Raw genomic sequence first — 15,630 nt, 5'->3', positions numbered from 1 at the left:
CCAAACTAAACATCATTGTTTCATAAATCGAGCAAATAAATGGATAGACTCATCGCTGCTAAGGTCTTTGCCGACGTTGCAATCACGGGTAGCTTTACCGCGACGGCTGACAGGCTAGATATGTCTCGCCCTATGGTAACTCGGTACATTGAAGCAATGGAGAGCTGGCTAAACATTCGTTTATTACATCGCACCACGAGAAGAGTCTCTTTAACGACAGCAGGGGAGTCCTGCTTGGAAGAAGTAAGACAGTGGCTGAGGCAAGCCGACACCATAACCGGCTTGGCGAATACCAGCGGCAAACTGTCTGGTACGGTTCGACTAGCAACCAGTATGTCTTTTGGCTTTTCTCAACTTGTGCCCGCTATTCAACAGTTTATGTCAGCACATCCTGACGTAAATATTGACATTGATTTGCAAGATTCTGTGGCCGATCTCACTGAGAGTCAGATAGATCTTGCTATTCGTATTGCCTCAGCACCGGATCCATCTTTGATTGGGAAATCAATTGCAGTATGTGACTCAGTTATCGTGGCGTCGCCGCAGTACCTTACGAGTACAAATGAAATCACAAAACCTGATGACCTAGCTGAGCACTTGTGCCTTGGGTATAAGAATTTTCAGCAACATATTTGGCATTTGCGCAAAGGTAACTCACAACAGTCAGTAGCGGTAAACTGCCGTTTAACTGCGAACGAAGCGACCGCCTTATTGCACGCAGCATTAAATGGCGCCGGTCTGGCAATTCAACCCACTTATTTGGTTAACCGCTACATCAAATCTGGTGAGCTTAAGCAGGTACTACCTGATTGGAAGCCAAACGATATGAATATATACGTGCTCTATTCTTCGAGAAAGTATATGTCTCCAACCGTGCGGGCGTTGATCGACTATTTGTCTCACTATTTTGCCAGCACGCCATGGTGAAGTGTTGTACGGGATTACCACGGGCTTCTATATGGCAATTAACGTTAAAATAAGCACTCTCTCAAATTTGATAACGCGCTACACTGAAAACAGCGATTTGTTTCGTTTATGTGCTCTGCCATTACTCTGCTAAGATAAATTAACATTACACGGTGTTAATTGTGAGGTTTAGGAATGAGCCGAGGAAGAGTTTTAGAAATATTAAACCAGCCTTTTGTACTTTGGTTTTTGTCCTCTGTAGTGATCGGTTTTGTATCTTGGCAATATGCTGAGATTCAGAAAAGTTCCGCTGAAGAAAAAGTTCAAAAGCAGACCCTGCGAAAAGCAAATCTTGAACTAAATCTACTTCTTCAAGATATTAAATTTGGTGCTGAACAAGGTGAAAATATTAACATTAGTCATTTAAGTGGAATATTACTCAAGATGCAGTACAACGCAGTTCATCCCGGTAATCAATTATATTTTCCTTCTCTGCAAAATGTGATGTTAGAGATTGATTCGAGATCAGGAACTGATGGACTGGAGAAATTCCAAGTCAGAGTGTTTGACCACCTTAAGATAATATCGAATTCAATAAATAGGATAGTGACCCCATACTTGCCGGCAAACCGACCTATTTGGTCTTCTCTCACAGATCAAGAAAAGAGTAATCTACAAAGCCTATCCTTACTCACCGAAGAAGTTGGTGTGTATTATAAAAAGGCAGCGACCACTAAGTAGCCTGAAAATGAAGAGCTTGGGACGGATGAATGAACTTAGAATATTTACTAGCTCCCCATTAGTTCAGAAAATTAAAAATCCAAGTTAAACATAACTATTATTCTGGTTATTCTCACGAGTTCAGCTTTGATGACTGTGTTCGCTATCAGTGCTCCTTGGGCATTAAAGGCCTTTATAGTTATTCGAAGCAGGAAATATGCGAATAACAATAGCTAAAATTTCGATCCATAACTCTCAGTTATCGCTATTTCTCAATTACTTTTTACTTAAAACTAAGCCCAGCTAGTTGCTGGGCTTGGCATACTTAGCAGATGTAAACTGTTGGGCAAAATTCAGGGGTGGTATAGCATGCGCCGTAGTCTTTACTGTAAGCGCCGGTTCCGCCTGCTATTTCTTTCGTTTGTTTAGCATCTAGCGCTTTGTTTGCGTTAAGGTTTTTTAATTTTACTTTTTTCAGTTTCATGTTGTATCCAGTTATTTTGTTATCTTTGATTATTCGGTAATGTAGATAAATACCTATTTCTAAGTACTTATCTGTTAAATAATGTGTTTAATTTTTCAACACATTTCAAGCAGGGATGGCAAATAACTTCAGTAGATCTTTTAGTTGTTTGTTTTTTAAGTTGTTTATTATATTGAATTTTTATCAAGTAAATAAAAATGACAGCGCTAGACTTTTGTGCATGTCAATCTTGTTGATTGTGCAACCTATATTCAATCAATTGTTGCAGCAAATAGCTGTATACGCCTTACACATTAAAAGAAGCAATGCTAGTATCCTAGTTAGGATAACAATCGAGTTGATAAAAAGTAGGGGAGCTAATGGCACTATCATTTCAGACCTTAAGGTTGCATATTATTGAGGCTAACGACGATTTTCCGGCACTCGAGCGTGAAAGGCTGATAGAGCAAATTCCCCATATCCTGAGTTCTAATGTGGTTGAAAACCTTCCCCCTTATTTTCATGGTATTGATTCAGAAAAACAGGCCGAAAACTGGTTTCAGCGTATGTGTTCAGAGAGCCGCTTACTGCAAGTTAAGCTTGGGCAGCATGAGACAATAGGCTTTTTGTTTGTTTACGTTGACAACGAAAGTGATGCGCATATCGGTTACTTATTGGCTGAAAAACACTGGGGCAAAGGTTACGCCAGTGAATTGCTGCAAGGGTTTATCCAGGCAGTTATCAGTGTAGAGTCTTGGAGTACCCTAATTGCGGGAGTGGAGCAATCCAACCATGCGTCCATTCAGTTGCTCAAAAAGCTGGGGTTTTCCCAGCAATTGCATGATGAAAACAGTCCACTTTTCTTTGAATATGAGATCCATCGCGTCTGTTAACCTCTGCGGTATGTCTTTTATTTCCCTGAGTGTGCTTTGGTCATAGCGCTCGGCTTGTCGTTAGTTCATCGATTGATAAAAGTAAAAAATATAACAATTGTTGTTATTTTCTTGTTAATGTAAACGCTTACATGTTAGGTTTGACATTCAACATACGATTACACCGCGCTGAAAGGTGTGTAGTAAAGCTCGTGTGTTTGAAAAGCGCTATATTTTTCAATTGTTCGGGGTTGTTATGGATTGAAATGTAAGCGCTTTCATTTCTGCGGTTTATGAAGTGATTAAAAGGATCGGTGTTTTAGTGGTTGATCGCTAAAGCAGTTTTATACATTACATTTGGAGACATAAAGTGAAAACGAGTAGCAAGTTAATCGCAAAGCTCGCAAACATTAGCGTTATTAGTCTGATTGTTTGTGCATCTTCGCAAAGTAACGCGGCTGTGGGGAATTTACTTTGGGAAGATAATTTTAATAATTTAGATACCAACACATGGAACATAGATGTCGGTGACGGTTGTGACCAAGGGATATGTGGTTGGGGTAATCAAGAATTACAATGGTACAGTGAAAATAATGTCTATATTAGCGACATTGTAGGCGAGGCGGGAAACAAAGGCCTTGTTCTTGAAGCAAAAAATCAGGTGATAGGGGGCAAGGCATTTACCTCAGGTAAGATCCAGAGTAAGAATAAGCTTGCTGTGCAATATGGCATGATAGAGATCAGAATGAAGGTATCTGATGTCGACACGGGGCTTTGGCCTGCACTTTGGATGCTAGGAACGAGTACAGCTAGCTGGCCGGCAAAAGGCGAAATCGACATCATGGAGATGGGCCAATCTCAAGCCGCTCGCAATGATGCAGGCTTTCCCGGTGCGCCAAGCAATAACTATACAGGCTCAAACTTAATTTTTTATGCAGATGCCGCCTGTAATGAAGGTAATCCAACCTGTGCAGCAAGTGTGGCATACAAAACCGATAATGCACATTTGTCCTCAACCCCCTTAACCAACCGCTTTGTTATCTATCGTACTTATTGGACTGAAGAAACGATCCGTTTCACAGTTGAGGATAATGGGGTCGAATATGATATGTTCGATAGCCCGTTTGCCATTAGTGAAGAGTCAAACGAATTCAACGCGCCATTTTATCTATTGATGAATTTAGCTGTCGGCGGGTTATTTACGGACGCGCTTAGCAATGAACAGGTGAACGCGCCACTTCCTGGGAAAATGGTGGTGGATTATGTGCGTATTTATGAGCTAGATGGTCAAGGTGAAGTGTTCAGCGGCAATGTCACTAAGCCCGAAGTTGGCACCTTTGGTGTTTTTAGTGAGGGGCCAAGCGATAATCAGTTAGTGCCGGGAAGCAACGCGGATATTTATGTGTGGAACCAAAACTCACTCACTCAGGGTAATACCCCTGCCTATGAAGGCAACGAGGTGATTGCATGGCAGTATTCGCCAGCGCAGTGGTTTGGAGCCGGTATTCAAAGCCGTCAAGCGCGAGACATGAGCAACTTTAGGGATGGTTATTTAAATTTTAAGATTAAAATTCCTGCGGGTGTGAGTTTCAGAATTGGCATCGCTGACACTTATACTAATGAGAATTGGATCACATTCCCCGCGAACACCAATCAGTATGGCCTTGTTCGTGATGGTCAATGGGGTGAAGTCCGTATTCCAATCACTGAGTTAGCGGGTAGCTTAGTGGCATTACAATCAATCAAAAATCACTTCAATATTGTCTCTGTCGCTGGGCAAGAACCTAACTATTCTTTTCAAATGGCAATTGACGATATTACCTGGACAGGGGGCGGTAGCGCGCCTGTTGATAGCGATCAAGATGGTGTTGAGGATAGCGTCGACCAGTGTCCAAATACTCAGCCAAATGAAGAAGTTGATGCGAATGGCTGCCCACTGAGTAATTTACCCGATGGATTGGAGCAGGTCTCTCTGGATACCTTAACTTTCTATGTTAACACTACCGGCTGGGCGGATGTTCATTATCGAGTCAACGGCGGTGTGCAGCAAAATGTCCGCATGCAAGTGATTAATGGTCGCAATGAGCTCACAATATCTGGGCTAGAAGTGGGGGATGTGGTTAGTTTTTGGTTCACTTACCTACAGGAGGACGGAACTGTCGTAGATACCGCAGAGCAGGCCTATATACTTTCAGAATCCTCAGCTGGTAATGATAGCGATGGTGATGGCGTGAATGATGGTATCGATCAGTGTCCAGATACGCCTGTGGGGGATGTGGTAAACACCGATGGATGTAGCATTTTAATCACTGAACAACTTCGTATCGAAGCGGAAGACTACAGCAACTATTTTGATAACGATGCAGGAAATACAGGTGGCGAATATCGCAATGATGATGTTGATATTGAGCTGACCAGCGACAACGGCGGTGGTTACAACGTGGGTTGGACGTCGGCGGGAGAGTGGCTTGAATATCAGGCTAATTTAGGCGCGGGAAGCTATAACTTGACCGCGCGCGTTGCCTCCCAAGTTGGTAACGGAGCGTATAACGTTCTTGTGAATGGTAATCTAGTTGCCAGTACCGTTGTGCCTGCTACGGGTGGCTGGCAAACCTTTATTAGTCAAAATATTGCGTCGATTACGTTAAATGAGGGCGTACATACCGTTCGTGTTGAAATGGCGGGTGGCGAGTTAAATCTAAACTGGCTTGAGTTCAATATCGCTGGTTCATCTAATAATGATAGCGATAACGATGGTGTGCCAGATAATCTAGACCAATGTCCCAATACACCAACGGGGCGCCAAGTCGATAGCCAAGGTTGTGAGATCAGCTTTGGCACTATTGTGCCACTTTATGATTCAACAACACCTTTAGAGCAAGCAGTGAGTTATGACCGTGGAGATGCGCTAATTACGCGTTTTGCTGATCGCGGTCGAGACCGCCATGCAAAAGAAGACCAGTTTCAAATCTATGACCATTATTTATCGCATTACTGGACGCATCGTACCGCGCAATTTGAAATCGCTGATTTTGTTGCAAAAGGCGGCTCACGTATTGAAGTGACCTTTATTACAGAATGGAAACTCGGTGCGCGCGAATTTCGTGCTTGGTATCGTGGATTAGGCACAGTTGCTGAGTACCACGGTAATTACTTTGGTGGCGGTGCGGTCGTTGAGCTTGATAATGGCAGTTATGATACGAACTTTAATAAGATAAGTGATTCAGGTGATCAATATCGTTACAGAGTGATCATTGATGACTACAGACCGCTAAATTGGGACCCTGCGGCAGGCTTTTTGCCTCTTGAAGTTGGTCAGCGCATGGAGTTTGAAGTTAGCCAATTTCTTGATGCGCCACCAGAAGGACGAGAAAATTATTATGGTACAACGTATTTATACATGGTAGGTGAAGGGCTTGTCCCATGGAAAACCGTTGGCGACTTTGCTGATCCATCATCACAACGCGAAGATTCTTACCCGATTGCAGAAGCGGGGTGGTTAGGAGGCAAAACCACATTGCCATACAATTACACCAATGAGCCTGATAATCACTTTATGCAAATGGCGACCAATTTATCGAGCCAAAATGGACAGGCATTTGTTCAGGGGCGACGTGTTCACCACAGTAGTTTTGTTAATGGTGAGCACGATGAACGCAACGGAGAAAATGGCGTGTTTAGCGCGGTGGTTGGAAAGTCAGGCCCGCATTATATCAATGACAGTTGTGCAGCTTGCCATGTTCGCAATGGTCGTGCGGCTCCACCAGCTATTGGCGGCTCATTGGCAAAATGGGTGTTTAAAGTGGCCGATATCAATGGCAACGCCCATCCCTTATTGGGGAATGTGTTACAGCCTAAAAACACAGGCATAGATACCGAGACGCAAGGCGAGGGAGACGTAAAGATTGCCTCGTGGACTGAAAATAATGGCTTACGTTCGCCCAATTACCAATTTAGCAAAACCGCTCCAGCACGTTATTCTGCCCGTATCGCGCCTCAGCTGGTGGGCTTGGGCTTACTTGAAGCGATACCAGAGAGTGCGGTGTTAGCCTTGGCCGATGAACACGACAGTAATGGCGACGGTATTTCGGGCAAAGCGCAGCGTGTGAACGACCCGATTACTGGTCAAACACGGTTAGGACGCTTTGGCTACAAAGCGGCGGCGGTATCAATTAAACACCAAGTCGCTAGTGCATTTAATACGGATATGGGGGTAACCAACTCGGTATTTCCAAATCCTGACTGTGGGGCATCACAATCAAGCTGCGGAGGTGGCGGTGTAGAAGTGTCTGATCAACATCTCACTGCGTTAAGCAAATATATCGCTTTATTGGGTGTGAGAGCGCAGCGTGGGCTTGACGACCCTGAGGTGCAATTAGGAAAGGCACGCTTTACCTCAATTGGCTGTGAAGGTTGCCATACAGCAACATTTGAAACCAGTGAGTATCATCCATTTGCGGAGTTACGTGCGCAAACGATCCATCCGTATACCGATTTATTACTACATGATATGGGCCCAGGCCTTGCGGATAACTTAGGTGAAGGCATCGCGAGCGGTGCTGAGTGGCGAACAGCGCCATTATGGGGGATTGGATTGTCTGCTTGTGTGACAGGTGGTGTTGATAATGTGTTAGGTGGGCAAGGCAATGAGTTTTGTACCGCTGAGCCAAGCTATCTGCACGATGGTCGTGCGCGAACGATTGAAGAAGCTATTTTATGGCATGATGGTGAAGCGCAAGCAGCGAGGGTGGCTTACGAAAGTTTGTCAGCAAATGATAAATCAGCCGTGTTGGCATTTTTAAACTCATTGTAAGTTTGTGCATCAAAGATCACGAAAGTTATGAGCTTTGATGCACTTGAAGTTGTTATTACAGTGCTTAGTCTTACAGCGTGTAATGGAAACCGATGGCGATACCGTCGTCTTCGGTTTGTGACATTTGTGCTTCTTGCGCTGCATCGGCGCTTGAGAAGTCACTAAAGTCCTTACGCGCTTCAATGTACAAAATTGTGTCTTCAGACATAAAGTAGTGTGCGCCTATCACGGCAAACTGACGCTTAAAAACATCATTAGGATCAGCATTAAAGTTTGGTTGGATCACATAGTCATCGCCCGCATCAAATACGTTATAAGCGATAAATGTACGCACGTCATTATCAAAACGGTAGCTAACAAGCGACTCTAATCCAACGGCATCCTTGATTAAGCGCCCTAAGTTATCTGTATCGTGGTTTTCGTTTTTATTGATGTTTGCAGCTGCATACCAACCTGGTTTATAGAAATCGCCATAGGTAATGCCGACACCATAAATTAAATCTTTAACCGATTGATTTCGACCAGCAGCATACACAATATCAAACTCGCCGCGGTTAACACCGGCTGTGAGGGTTAAGTTTTCTGTTGCTGCATAGGTAAGTGACGCGCCGTAGGTTGAATTAAACTCTACCATTTGTGCTGCGCTATCCCCTTGATTAAATAGGGTTTCACATGAGCTGCTGGAAATATCAACGACATCACAAGTATAAAAATCATCAGATTTTAGCTGAGCTTGTACAGCAAAGCTCAATTTACCAAATTGATTACGGTATTGCAGTACTTTATCACCACGACCGGTGCCATTAATCGCACCATCATCTTTGTTATAGGTATAAACACCTGCGGCATTACCATCCCAAACTAGGCTGTAATTGGTGCTGTATACCACGTCGTACCAAGCGCCCCATTGTTTTCCTAGGGTAACTTGGCCGTATTCATCGTGCTTAATCCCAACATAACCTAATCGGTTATATAAAAACTCATCTTGTATTGATTCGAAGCGGTTGCTGTAAACAATATCACTACTACCAACAGGGTTTACACCCCATTCAAGTAGTGCGAAAGCCTGCCAGTTGTTTTTCAATTGGCGTTTAAAGTCAAAGTTAATACGCGATGCGCCGTTTGCCAACTCAGTCTCGCCTTGAGTGTTAATAACTCGAGCATCGATAAAGCCGCCAATCGTGACACTATTCTTTTCATCTTTGAATATCTCGATAGCGTTTACTGATGGAATAGTAGTCACGCTAGCGATAAGAGTGGCAGCAAGTGTTCTTTTCATGAATTACCTTGTTTCAATGTTGTTGCTAAATAGGGTTAAATTAGCTAAAAAATGGAGATTATCAAAGCTAAAATACAGGCAAAAGTGAAAAATATCAAGAAAATAACGTGGTTTTTGGTAAATTTATTCATTTTCTGTTCATTGAGTCTAAATATCAATGAGTTAGGGGAGTATGCGTTCTGAGATTATTGATTTATTTTACGCAATAAATGCAAGGGTTTATAGCAATATCAGCGTTTTGTGACAGCTAAATAACCTGAGGTTTGGATAAGGAATGAGCTAACTCATTGTTTTTAAGCCCACATTAAATTATACCCTTATCTAGCCAGACAGTTTTGGAGATAACACCGCTTCCGCGTCCTGCTCTCGCTAAGGTACCTACCTCCTGTAGGCAAGGCGAATTTACGCACCAATAGCTGGCTATTGGAAGTGAATTCAACGCAGTTAGCGCTAAAATTGGCTGCTAGAAAGGCATTAATTATCTGAAGCTCAGGTTAAATAGTACGAAAAAGTGTAATTCAGCGAAAAATCAATAAAACATCATGTTTTTGGTAGATAGACTTCTGTAGTCTTCCAATTAGATACACAACTACAAAAGGGAGATTGAGTAATGCTTGTTAAAAAAATTGGTATCTCAAAACTGGCTTGTTTTTCCACCATTATGTTGTTTTTTATTCATGAAGTTCAATCATATAGCGAACCATCAACAGAGTCATATGGTATTATATATGGCTTTAAAGACGGTAATAGCAAAGCGATTTACTTAAGTGACCAAGATGGTAAATCGCCAGTAAAAATCGTGAAAGCCACATCAAGTGATGGCTATCCAGCTGTCTCACCATCAGGAGACAAAGTAACCTTTTACGGCAAATACGATAACTTTAAAACATGGTCAATTCATACCGTTGATATTACTGGCCGCAATCTGAAAAGATTAACAAGTAAAAAATACGTTTGGGATAGTGCACCTGCTTGGTCTTTGGATGGAATGACGATAGCGTTTGCTAGAGAATATGAAAATAAGGAAGGCGTTTGGCAAGAAGAAATTTGGTTAATGAATGCAGATGGTAGCGAACAGCGCCAAATTAAAAATCTCGACGGTCGTGCTCCAGAATTTATGCCAGATGGTCGATTACTATACCAATCTAAAGCCAGCCCAAGCCAAATTAGCATTGCCAATTTGGATGGCAGCGAGGTTATTCAACTCACTCAAGACGACACTGATAACATGTCTCCTCAAATTTCCCCAGATGGCACAAAAATAGCCTATCTATCTAATAGAGATGGGAATCAGGAAGTATATGTTATGGGTATTGATGGAACCAATAACAAGCGACTGACTCGTAATAACATTCAAGAGTGGGATCCATCTTGGTCTCCAGACGGCACAAAGGTGTATTTCGCTTCAGAGAATGTATATGGCTTTTATGATGTCTTTTCTGTAAATGTGGATGGCACGTCTATCAAAAAAATACTTCAAAACAGCTCGCAAGCGACTGTTGTGTTGGGTCTTGACCAAGAGATGCTACAAAAGTTAAAGAAAAAAAGTGAGCGCCAGTAGGTCTGTGCGCTGACCGCAGCTTAGGTTATTTATTTTGCTGTTGTTGGAGACGACCTAAAAAGGAAAAGAAGTATCGCGATATTGTGACTAAACCTGGTAATGCTCTACAAAATATTGATAACTACTACGACCAATTAAGTGAGCATTATGGTTTTACTATATTGCCAAGATCAACGCGTTGGAATAGTGTTAATAGGCTCGGCTTCATTAGTACGTATTTGATTAGACAAGGACGAGTCATAGAAGCGATAGAAGTCGCAGAACGTTACACCGAATATCAACCTAAGTCTTGGCAAGCCTATGAGTCTTTAGCAAAGGCGTTTGAGGCGAATGAGGATAACTTGCAAGCGCTGCAAAACGTCAAAATAGCCGTGCGGCTAGTTGATAATAAAGTAAATAAAAGCCTTCTATTGGCATACATTAATCAAGGCGACAGAGTAAATATGCAGCTACGTTCAGTGAAATCATTAACCCTAATTTGTTTGATGCTCTTTTTGATGGTTTTAACCGCCTGCAACAACGATAGCAAACTAGACTTTGACGCATTTGTTGAGAAAAAACTAACAGATTTTCTGATTGAGGAAAATGCACAAGTTGCCTCCATCGCCATTGTGAATGACAAGCTTAACTATCAAAAACAGTTTGGCGAGTTTCCTGATGGTACAAAGCCACACCATGACACCGTGTATGAAATTGCATCCATCACTAAAACTTATACCGGGTTGTTGCTTGCCAAGGCGGTAGTAGATAAAAAAGTACAACTAGATGAAGATATTAGGGTGTACTTGCAGGATGGTGATTATCAAAACCTGCAGCATCTAGGCAAACCTATCACTTTGCGTCACCTCGCGACTCACAGAAGTGGGTTACCGCAAGATTTTGCATATACAAGCGCAGATATAAAGTCTGGCAAGGCTTTTGAGCTGTTCTCTAACTATTCAAAAGCGAAGTTTTTTGAAGATTTAGCTCAGTACCAACTTACCTCAATGCCTGGTGAGACATTTCAATACTCCAATGTTGGCGCAAACCTGACCGGGTATATTTTGGAAAACGTGTATAACCAACCATTATCTACACTTGTTGCGCAATTGATCACGGAACAATCGGGTGAAGAACACACAAGGTTTCGTTTAGAGCCCAGTGAGATAAGTAAAATAACGAGAGGGGTAGATAGAAACGGCAAAATTGCACCGTTACTCAGTCCACACTCGTTCGCTGAAGGCGGACTAACATCCACTGCAGCTTCGATTGCCGATTATATGCAGTATTTACTCAGCACCCAAGCAGAAGAAGTGCTGTTGTCGCGCACCTTATTAACAGAAACCAGCAGTGAACATGGCCACGCATTTTTTTGGAATACATACGAGTATCACTCAGCTAATCCTATGCTCTATCACAGCGGAGGCTCTATGGGGACTTCCACTTGGCTTGCGCTTTATCCAAAGCAGAAGTTAGGAATATTTATTGTCACGAATGTTTCAGCGAACAACACGCAAGGGAAATTAAATGATATTGCCAATGCGATTGTTGAAAAGTATGAGCAAGTTGGACAGTCAAAATGACAAGCGAATGTAGTTTCAAAGTATGGCAGACCCTATTGAATATCTTGAGCGTCGCCTTTGCAGATTTAAGCATATACTAGGAGGTATCATGAGTTGGAAATGCAAAAATTGTAGTACTGAGATTGAAGAAACAAGTTTTGAAGTTTGTTGGAACTGTGGTTGTGAGAAAGGAAAAGAGAGCTTACCAGAATTAAAAAGTCCGTCATTACAATGCCTTCGTTGTGACTCGTCTATGGTGAAATTGGGCTCCAAAGAGTTTCATGAAGGCTCACTATGGGGGGCTTTAGGTAACTTGGGTGAATTACTTGTTAGTAGACAAGCACTTGATATGTTTGCCTGTAAAGCTTGTGGTAAAGTTGAGTTTTTCATCCCGAGTGAGAAAGAAAACAAATAACCAAAATTACTATTGGTAGCTTTCGCAGTGGGTTGTGCGCTAAGTTACTGATTTTGGACTCAGGGTTAGTAGTTGGATAAGATATGAGTTTACTTGCATGGATACTTTCTCATGTCACACTTGCGGCATTTTGGCTTTGGATTTTAAATTTTGGTGGGGCTGAAAAAATAGAAGGGTGGAAGTCGTTCTTTATCATAGGATGGTTTGCTGCGCTATGGACTGCTGAGCAGTTGCGTTTGTATGCACTGTGTATTCTCGTACTGCAAGTTCCTTGGTTTATTGCAGGCCTTTTGATACCACAATGGCGCGGCTTTGCGGTGTAACATCAATTTGCTTAATTAAGTGCTCTACTTTGAGGCGAGAAAATCTTGTCGATAATAAGACAAAGATTTTGCTATTTAGTTATTCTAAATAAGAAATCTTTAACGCAGTTAGCGTCAGATTTACTCCTTCAAATTGAGCAAGTATTAAGACAAACTGGTGTCATTGTCAGGCTTTGTAAAGGTGCTTGGATTATGCTGTTACTTAGTGCAATTATATTTAATTGAAAACTACACCGGCTCTAATAAATAAAAGGACAGTTTATGAAGCAGATGAGCATTCCAATTGTTTTATTTTGCGGCTTAATAATTTGCGATAAAAGTTATGCCCAAAACAATTACGGTTTAGGACAAAAGCCACCTGGATTAACACCCGAATTATTTGCTCCAGGTGTCGTTTCTACGGATGAGCACCGCGAGACTGAAGTGTTGTTTTTGCCTGATATGTCAGAGCTTTCTTTTACTCGAACTGGTGGAGAATATCAAAAACCAACATGGATTGTGATGCAATATAAAAACAATCAATGGATTGAAAAATCAATATCTGAAGCAGACATAAAAGCATATCAGGAGCAATTTAGCCCACCGGTTTCACGCATACAAAACATCGAGCCTTTTAAAGATATTCCAATCAGAGGTTATACAACTTCAGCAAAAGGGACACATTATTTTTATGTCTTAGATTTGAAAGATGGCAGTGGGCATTTGAGTTATTCACGGCTTGTTGATGGCAAATATGAAACACCGCACAAAATGAGTAAGGCAATTAACCAAGGAAAGTACATTGCTCACCCCTACATCGCGCCAGATGAGTCTTATATTATGTGGGATGCTGAAAAGGAAGGTGAAAACACGCCTGATATCTACATTAGTTTTCGTAACCAAGATGGCACGTGGACGAACGCAATAAATATGGGAGATTCGATTAATACGGCTGCGTACGAGCAACGACCTAAAGTATCACCAGACGGAAAATATTTATTCTTTTGGCGAGGTGACAAAAAGGTCAGAAAAGACGGCACCAGTTACTGGGAAGGTAATCCATACTGGATGGATGCGAAGGTGATTGAAACGCTGAGACCAACACGCTAGCACTCAATTATTCTTGGTTATACTACCACTAAAAACCTAGACTAAACGGCATGCAAGCATGCCTTTTTCTACATCACTGAATTTATTATTAATGGTCTAATAAAATTACCTTGAAAAAAGGAACAAAGGTGATTTAATAAAAAAGCATGGATACTGGCAGGGATTGCTGAGAATAGTATGGTATTTAGATTGCGTGATATGGATATCGTAAAATAAATTCAAAAATCTAGTGCGTCTATTTATCTCCCTTACAACTGTCAGCATAAGCACGAACACATTCGAACCGACAATTGCGCAGTACGTCTTACTTGACTGAGGCTTAAATTTTTATGAAGGTCTTTTTAATACTGTTATTGGTAGCTGCGTTTTCGGGAAATGTTGTTGCAGACATGCCAATAGAAACTACTTTACCAAACAACTTAGCTAAGGAAATAGCAATGGACTTAAAGGATAGAACAATTTACCCCATTATTAAGGCTGGAGATTGGCCTGGTATTCAATACGGTGCGGTTTATTCAGTATTAATTGGCCCAGAAGATGACCCAGAAGTCGTGATTGGTTTTGGTTATGATACGCCAGATAACTTCGTTTTTTTAACACACCAAGATGGTCAAGAGATCGATTTAAATGTGGTAGTTCCACAGGCTTTTCAAAATATTGATGCTTTAGATGTAACCTTTGTCCCGTCCGCAGTGCTAAACAACCAAGTATTAACTGCCAGCGGAGAGTCTTTTAGTAGTGAAGCGATTTTATCTCAAACGCAAATGCTGAAAGCGCACGAAATGCTAGATGCCGAACAGCTACTTGTCTCAATAGCGAGACGTACCGGATTAATGGTGGTATCCAGAGACGCATCGCACGATTTATTGGATAAGTTTATTTATTTACATAGCGAAGCTTGGAACGATGATAGTTACGGCAACGCACCTATCGCAAATAGGCTCTTTTTAATCGAAAATGGCAAAATAGTTGGGTCGATGTCATTAGCAGATAAATAAGCCTGCGGATCTGTTTGGTGTGTTATCCAGAGTGTAGTGTATGGAGGTTGTGCCATGTCAGATTTGATTGACTTTGATAAGTTGAAAAGTCTCGTCAAAGATGCCGTAAAAACTACTTTTACAAACCTCCAACGCATACACCAGGCGGATGAGTTGCTCGGTTATGCCTTATGTACTGATGACAGTGTAATGACGCTCTATCACGTTGCTATGACACAGCAATGGCTTACACAAGATGATAATACTGAGGTTGAGTTCTCTCCCGTTGAGTGGGGTTTAAGCGATAGGGATGTGCATTTTAAAGGTGTTGCTACTTTACTCGCAGCTCGCCTTGAACTGGAAGATGCAAAGCTCTATGAAAATTATCTTGAAGAAATTATCAACCCCACTTTCAACGCTTTTGTATTGGCGCTTTTAGAGTTGAGGCAAGAAGGCGTCTTTGCCAAAAATGTTTTTCTGTCAGTGCTAAGTACAGATCCAAGCGAGCATATGTTGGAACTTGAAAGCGCAGCAAATCGTATGCTAAATAGCGCAGAGTTGCTGAACCGATTCAATGATTGGCATGCTCGGTTTGGTTGAAGGCGGATGAGCAAACACGCGTATTTTAGATATCAATGGAATTAACTCTTAGATTTAAGTGATAAGGAAGT

13 protein-coding genes are annotated in these 15,630 nt (G+C 41.9%); 11 read left to right on the top strand and 2 right to left on the bottom strand.

Annotated elements, in window-relative coordinates:
• Positions 1–39 precede the first annotated feature (39 nt).
• Positions 40–927, top strand: a complete 888-nt coding sequence (locus PPIS_RS07840) for a LysR family transcriptional regulator (RefSeq protein WP_010377446.1) — start codon at positions 40–42, stop codon at positions 925–927.
• A 174-nt stretch (positions 928–1,101) separates the two neighbouring features.
• Complete coding sequence (locus PPIS_RS07835; protein WP_010377449.1) at positions 1,102–1,647, top strand: hypothetical protein; 546 nt, start codon at positions 1,102–1,104, stop codon at positions 1,645–1,647.
• Between the two features lie 304 nt (positions 1,648–1,951).
• Here PPIS_RS07835 and PPIS_RS25120 read toward each other — a convergent pair whose 3' ends face one another.
• Positions 1,952–2,110 carry a hypothetical protein gene (locus PPIS_RS25120; RefSeq protein WP_019647551.1) on the bottom strand — a complete coding sequence of 53 codons (159 nt, stop codon included), beginning with the start codon at positions 2,108–2,110 and terminating at the stop codon, positions 1,952–1,954.
• 359 nt (positions 2,111–2,469) lie between these two features.
• Here PPIS_RS25120 and PPIS_RS07830 point away from each other — a divergent pair, with 359 nt between their 5' ends.
• Both PPIS_RS07830 and PPIS_RS07825 read left to right on the top strand, forming a co-directional pair.
• On the top strand, positions 2,470–2,982 hold the full coding sequence (locus PPIS_RS07830; RefSeq protein ID WP_010377451.1) for a GNAT family N-acetyltransferase: 513 nt from the start codon (positions 2,470–2,472) through the stop codon (positions 2,980–2,982).
• Between the two features lie 349 nt (positions 2,983–3,331).
• A complete protein-coding gene (locus tag PPIS_RS07825) occupies positions 3,332–7,774 on the top strand; it encodes a di-heme oxidoredictase family protein (protein ID WP_010377453.1) in 4,443 nt (1,480 codons plus the stop codon).
• A gap of 70 nt (positions 7,775–7,844) precedes the next feature.
• On the opposite strand, the gene PPIS_RS07820 is transcribed toward PPIS_RS07825, so the two are convergent.
• A complete protein-coding gene (locus tag PPIS_RS07820; RefSeq protein WP_010377455.1) occupies positions 7,845–9,053 on the bottom strand; it encodes a porin in 1,209 nt (402 codons plus the stop codon).
• A gap of 610 nt (positions 9,054–9,663) precedes the next feature.
• On the opposite strand from PPIS_RS07820, the gene PPIS_RS07815 reads away from it, so the two are divergent.
• From PPIS_RS07815 to PPIS_RS07780, 7 genes are all read left to right on the top strand, one after another.
• A complete protein-coding gene (locus PPIS_RS07815) occupies positions 9,664–10,614 on the top strand; it encodes a TolB family protein (protein WP_010377457.1) in 951 nt (316 codons plus the stop codon).
• Between the two features lie 83 nt (positions 10,615–10,697).
• Positions 10,698–12,176, top strand: a complete 1,479-nt coding sequence (locus PPIS_RS07810) for a serine hydrolase domain-containing protein (protein ID WP_010377459.1) — start codon at positions 10,698–10,700, stop codon at positions 12,174–12,176.
• A gap of 88 nt (positions 12,177–12,264) precedes the next feature.
• Positions 12,265–12,570 (top strand): hypothetical protein, encoded by a 306-nt coding sequence (locus PPIS_RS07805; RefSeq protein WP_010377463.1) that lies wholly within the window; start codon positions 12,265–12,267, stop codon positions 12,568–12,570.
• 83 nt (positions 12,571–12,653) lie between these two features.
• Positions 12,654–12,893 carry a hypothetical protein gene (locus PPIS_RS07800; RefSeq protein WP_010377465.1) on the top strand — a complete coding sequence of 80 codons (240 nt, stop codon included), beginning with the start codon at positions 12,654–12,656 and terminating at the stop codon, positions 12,891–12,893.
• A 261-nt stretch (positions 12,894–13,154) separates the two neighbouring features.
• On the top strand, positions 13,155–13,982 hold the full coding sequence (locus PPIS_RS07790; RefSeq protein ID WP_010377467.1) for a TolB-like translocation protein: 828 nt from the start codon (positions 13,155–13,157) through the stop codon (positions 13,980–13,982).
• A 329-nt stretch (positions 13,983–14,311) separates the two neighbouring features.
• Complete coding sequence (locus PPIS_RS07785) at positions 14,312–14,980, top strand: hypothetical protein (RefSeq protein WP_239979989.1); 669 nt, start codon at positions 14,312–14,314, stop codon at positions 14,978–14,980.
• A gap of 54 nt (positions 14,981–15,034) precedes the next feature.
• On the top strand, positions 15,035–15,559 hold the full coding sequence (locus PPIS_RS07780; protein WP_010377470.1) for a DUF4303 domain-containing protein: 525 nt from the start codon (positions 15,035–15,037) through the stop codon (positions 15,557–15,559).
• Positions 15,560–15,630 lie beyond the last annotated feature (71 nt).

It is taken from the genome of Pseudoalteromonas piscicida, from assembly GCF_000238315.3.
Taxonomy (GTDB): Bacteria; Pseudomonadota; Gammaproteobacteria; order Enterobacterales; family Alteromonadaceae; genus Pseudoalteromonas; species Pseudoalteromonas piscicida.
The sequence above is the reverse complement of the archived record's forward strand: the minus strand, read 5'-3'. Positions and strand labels throughout refer to the sequence as shown.

What these genes read in the sequence shown, in the direction of transcription:
- PPIS_RS07840 (WP_010377446.1), top strand. Translation starts at nt 40, where the DNA reads ATGGATAGACTCATCGCTGCTAAGGTCTTTGCCGACGTTGCAATCACG.
- PPIS_RS07835 (WP_010377449.1), top strand. Translation starts at nt 1,102, where the DNA reads ATGAGCCGAGGAAGAGTTTTAGAAATATTAAACCAGCCTTTTGTACTT.
- PPIS_RS25120 (WP_019647551.1), bottom strand. Translation starts at nt 2,110, where the DNA reads ATGAAACTGAAAAAAGTAAAATTAAAAAACCTTAACGCAAACAAAGCG.
- PPIS_RS07830 (WP_010377451.1), top strand. Translation starts at nt 2,470, where the DNA reads ATGGCACTATCATTTCAGACCTTAAGGTTGCATATTATTGAGGCTAAC.
- PPIS_RS07820 (WP_010377455.1), bottom strand. Translation starts at nt 9,053, where the DNA reads ATGAAAAGAACACTTGCTGCCACTCTTATCGCTAGCGTGACTACTATT.
- PPIS_RS07815 (WP_010377457.1), top strand. Translation starts at nt 9,664, where the DNA reads ATGCTTGTTAAAAAAATTGGTATCTCAAAACTGGCTTGTTTTTCCACC.
- PPIS_RS07805 (WP_010377463.1), top strand. Translation starts at nt 12,265, where the DNA reads ATGAGTTGGAAATGCAAAAATTGTAGTACTGAGATTGAAGAAACAAGT.
- PPIS_RS07800 (WP_010377465.1), top strand. Translation starts at nt 12,654, where the DNA reads ATGAGTTTACTTGCATGGATACTTTCTCATGTCACACTTGCGGCATTT.
- PPIS_RS07790 (WP_010377467.1), top strand. Translation starts at nt 13,155, where the DNA reads ATGAAGCAGATGAGCATTCCAATTGTTTTATTTTGCGGCTTAATAATT.
- PPIS_RS07785 (WP_239979989.1), top strand. Translation starts at nt 14,312, where the DNA reads ATGAAGGTCTTTTTAATACTGTTATTGGTAGCTGCGTTTTCGGGAAAT.
- PPIS_RS07780 (WP_010377470.1), top strand. Translation starts at nt 15,035, where the DNA reads ATGTCAGATTTGATTGACTTTGATAAGTTGAAAAGTCTCGTCAAAGAT.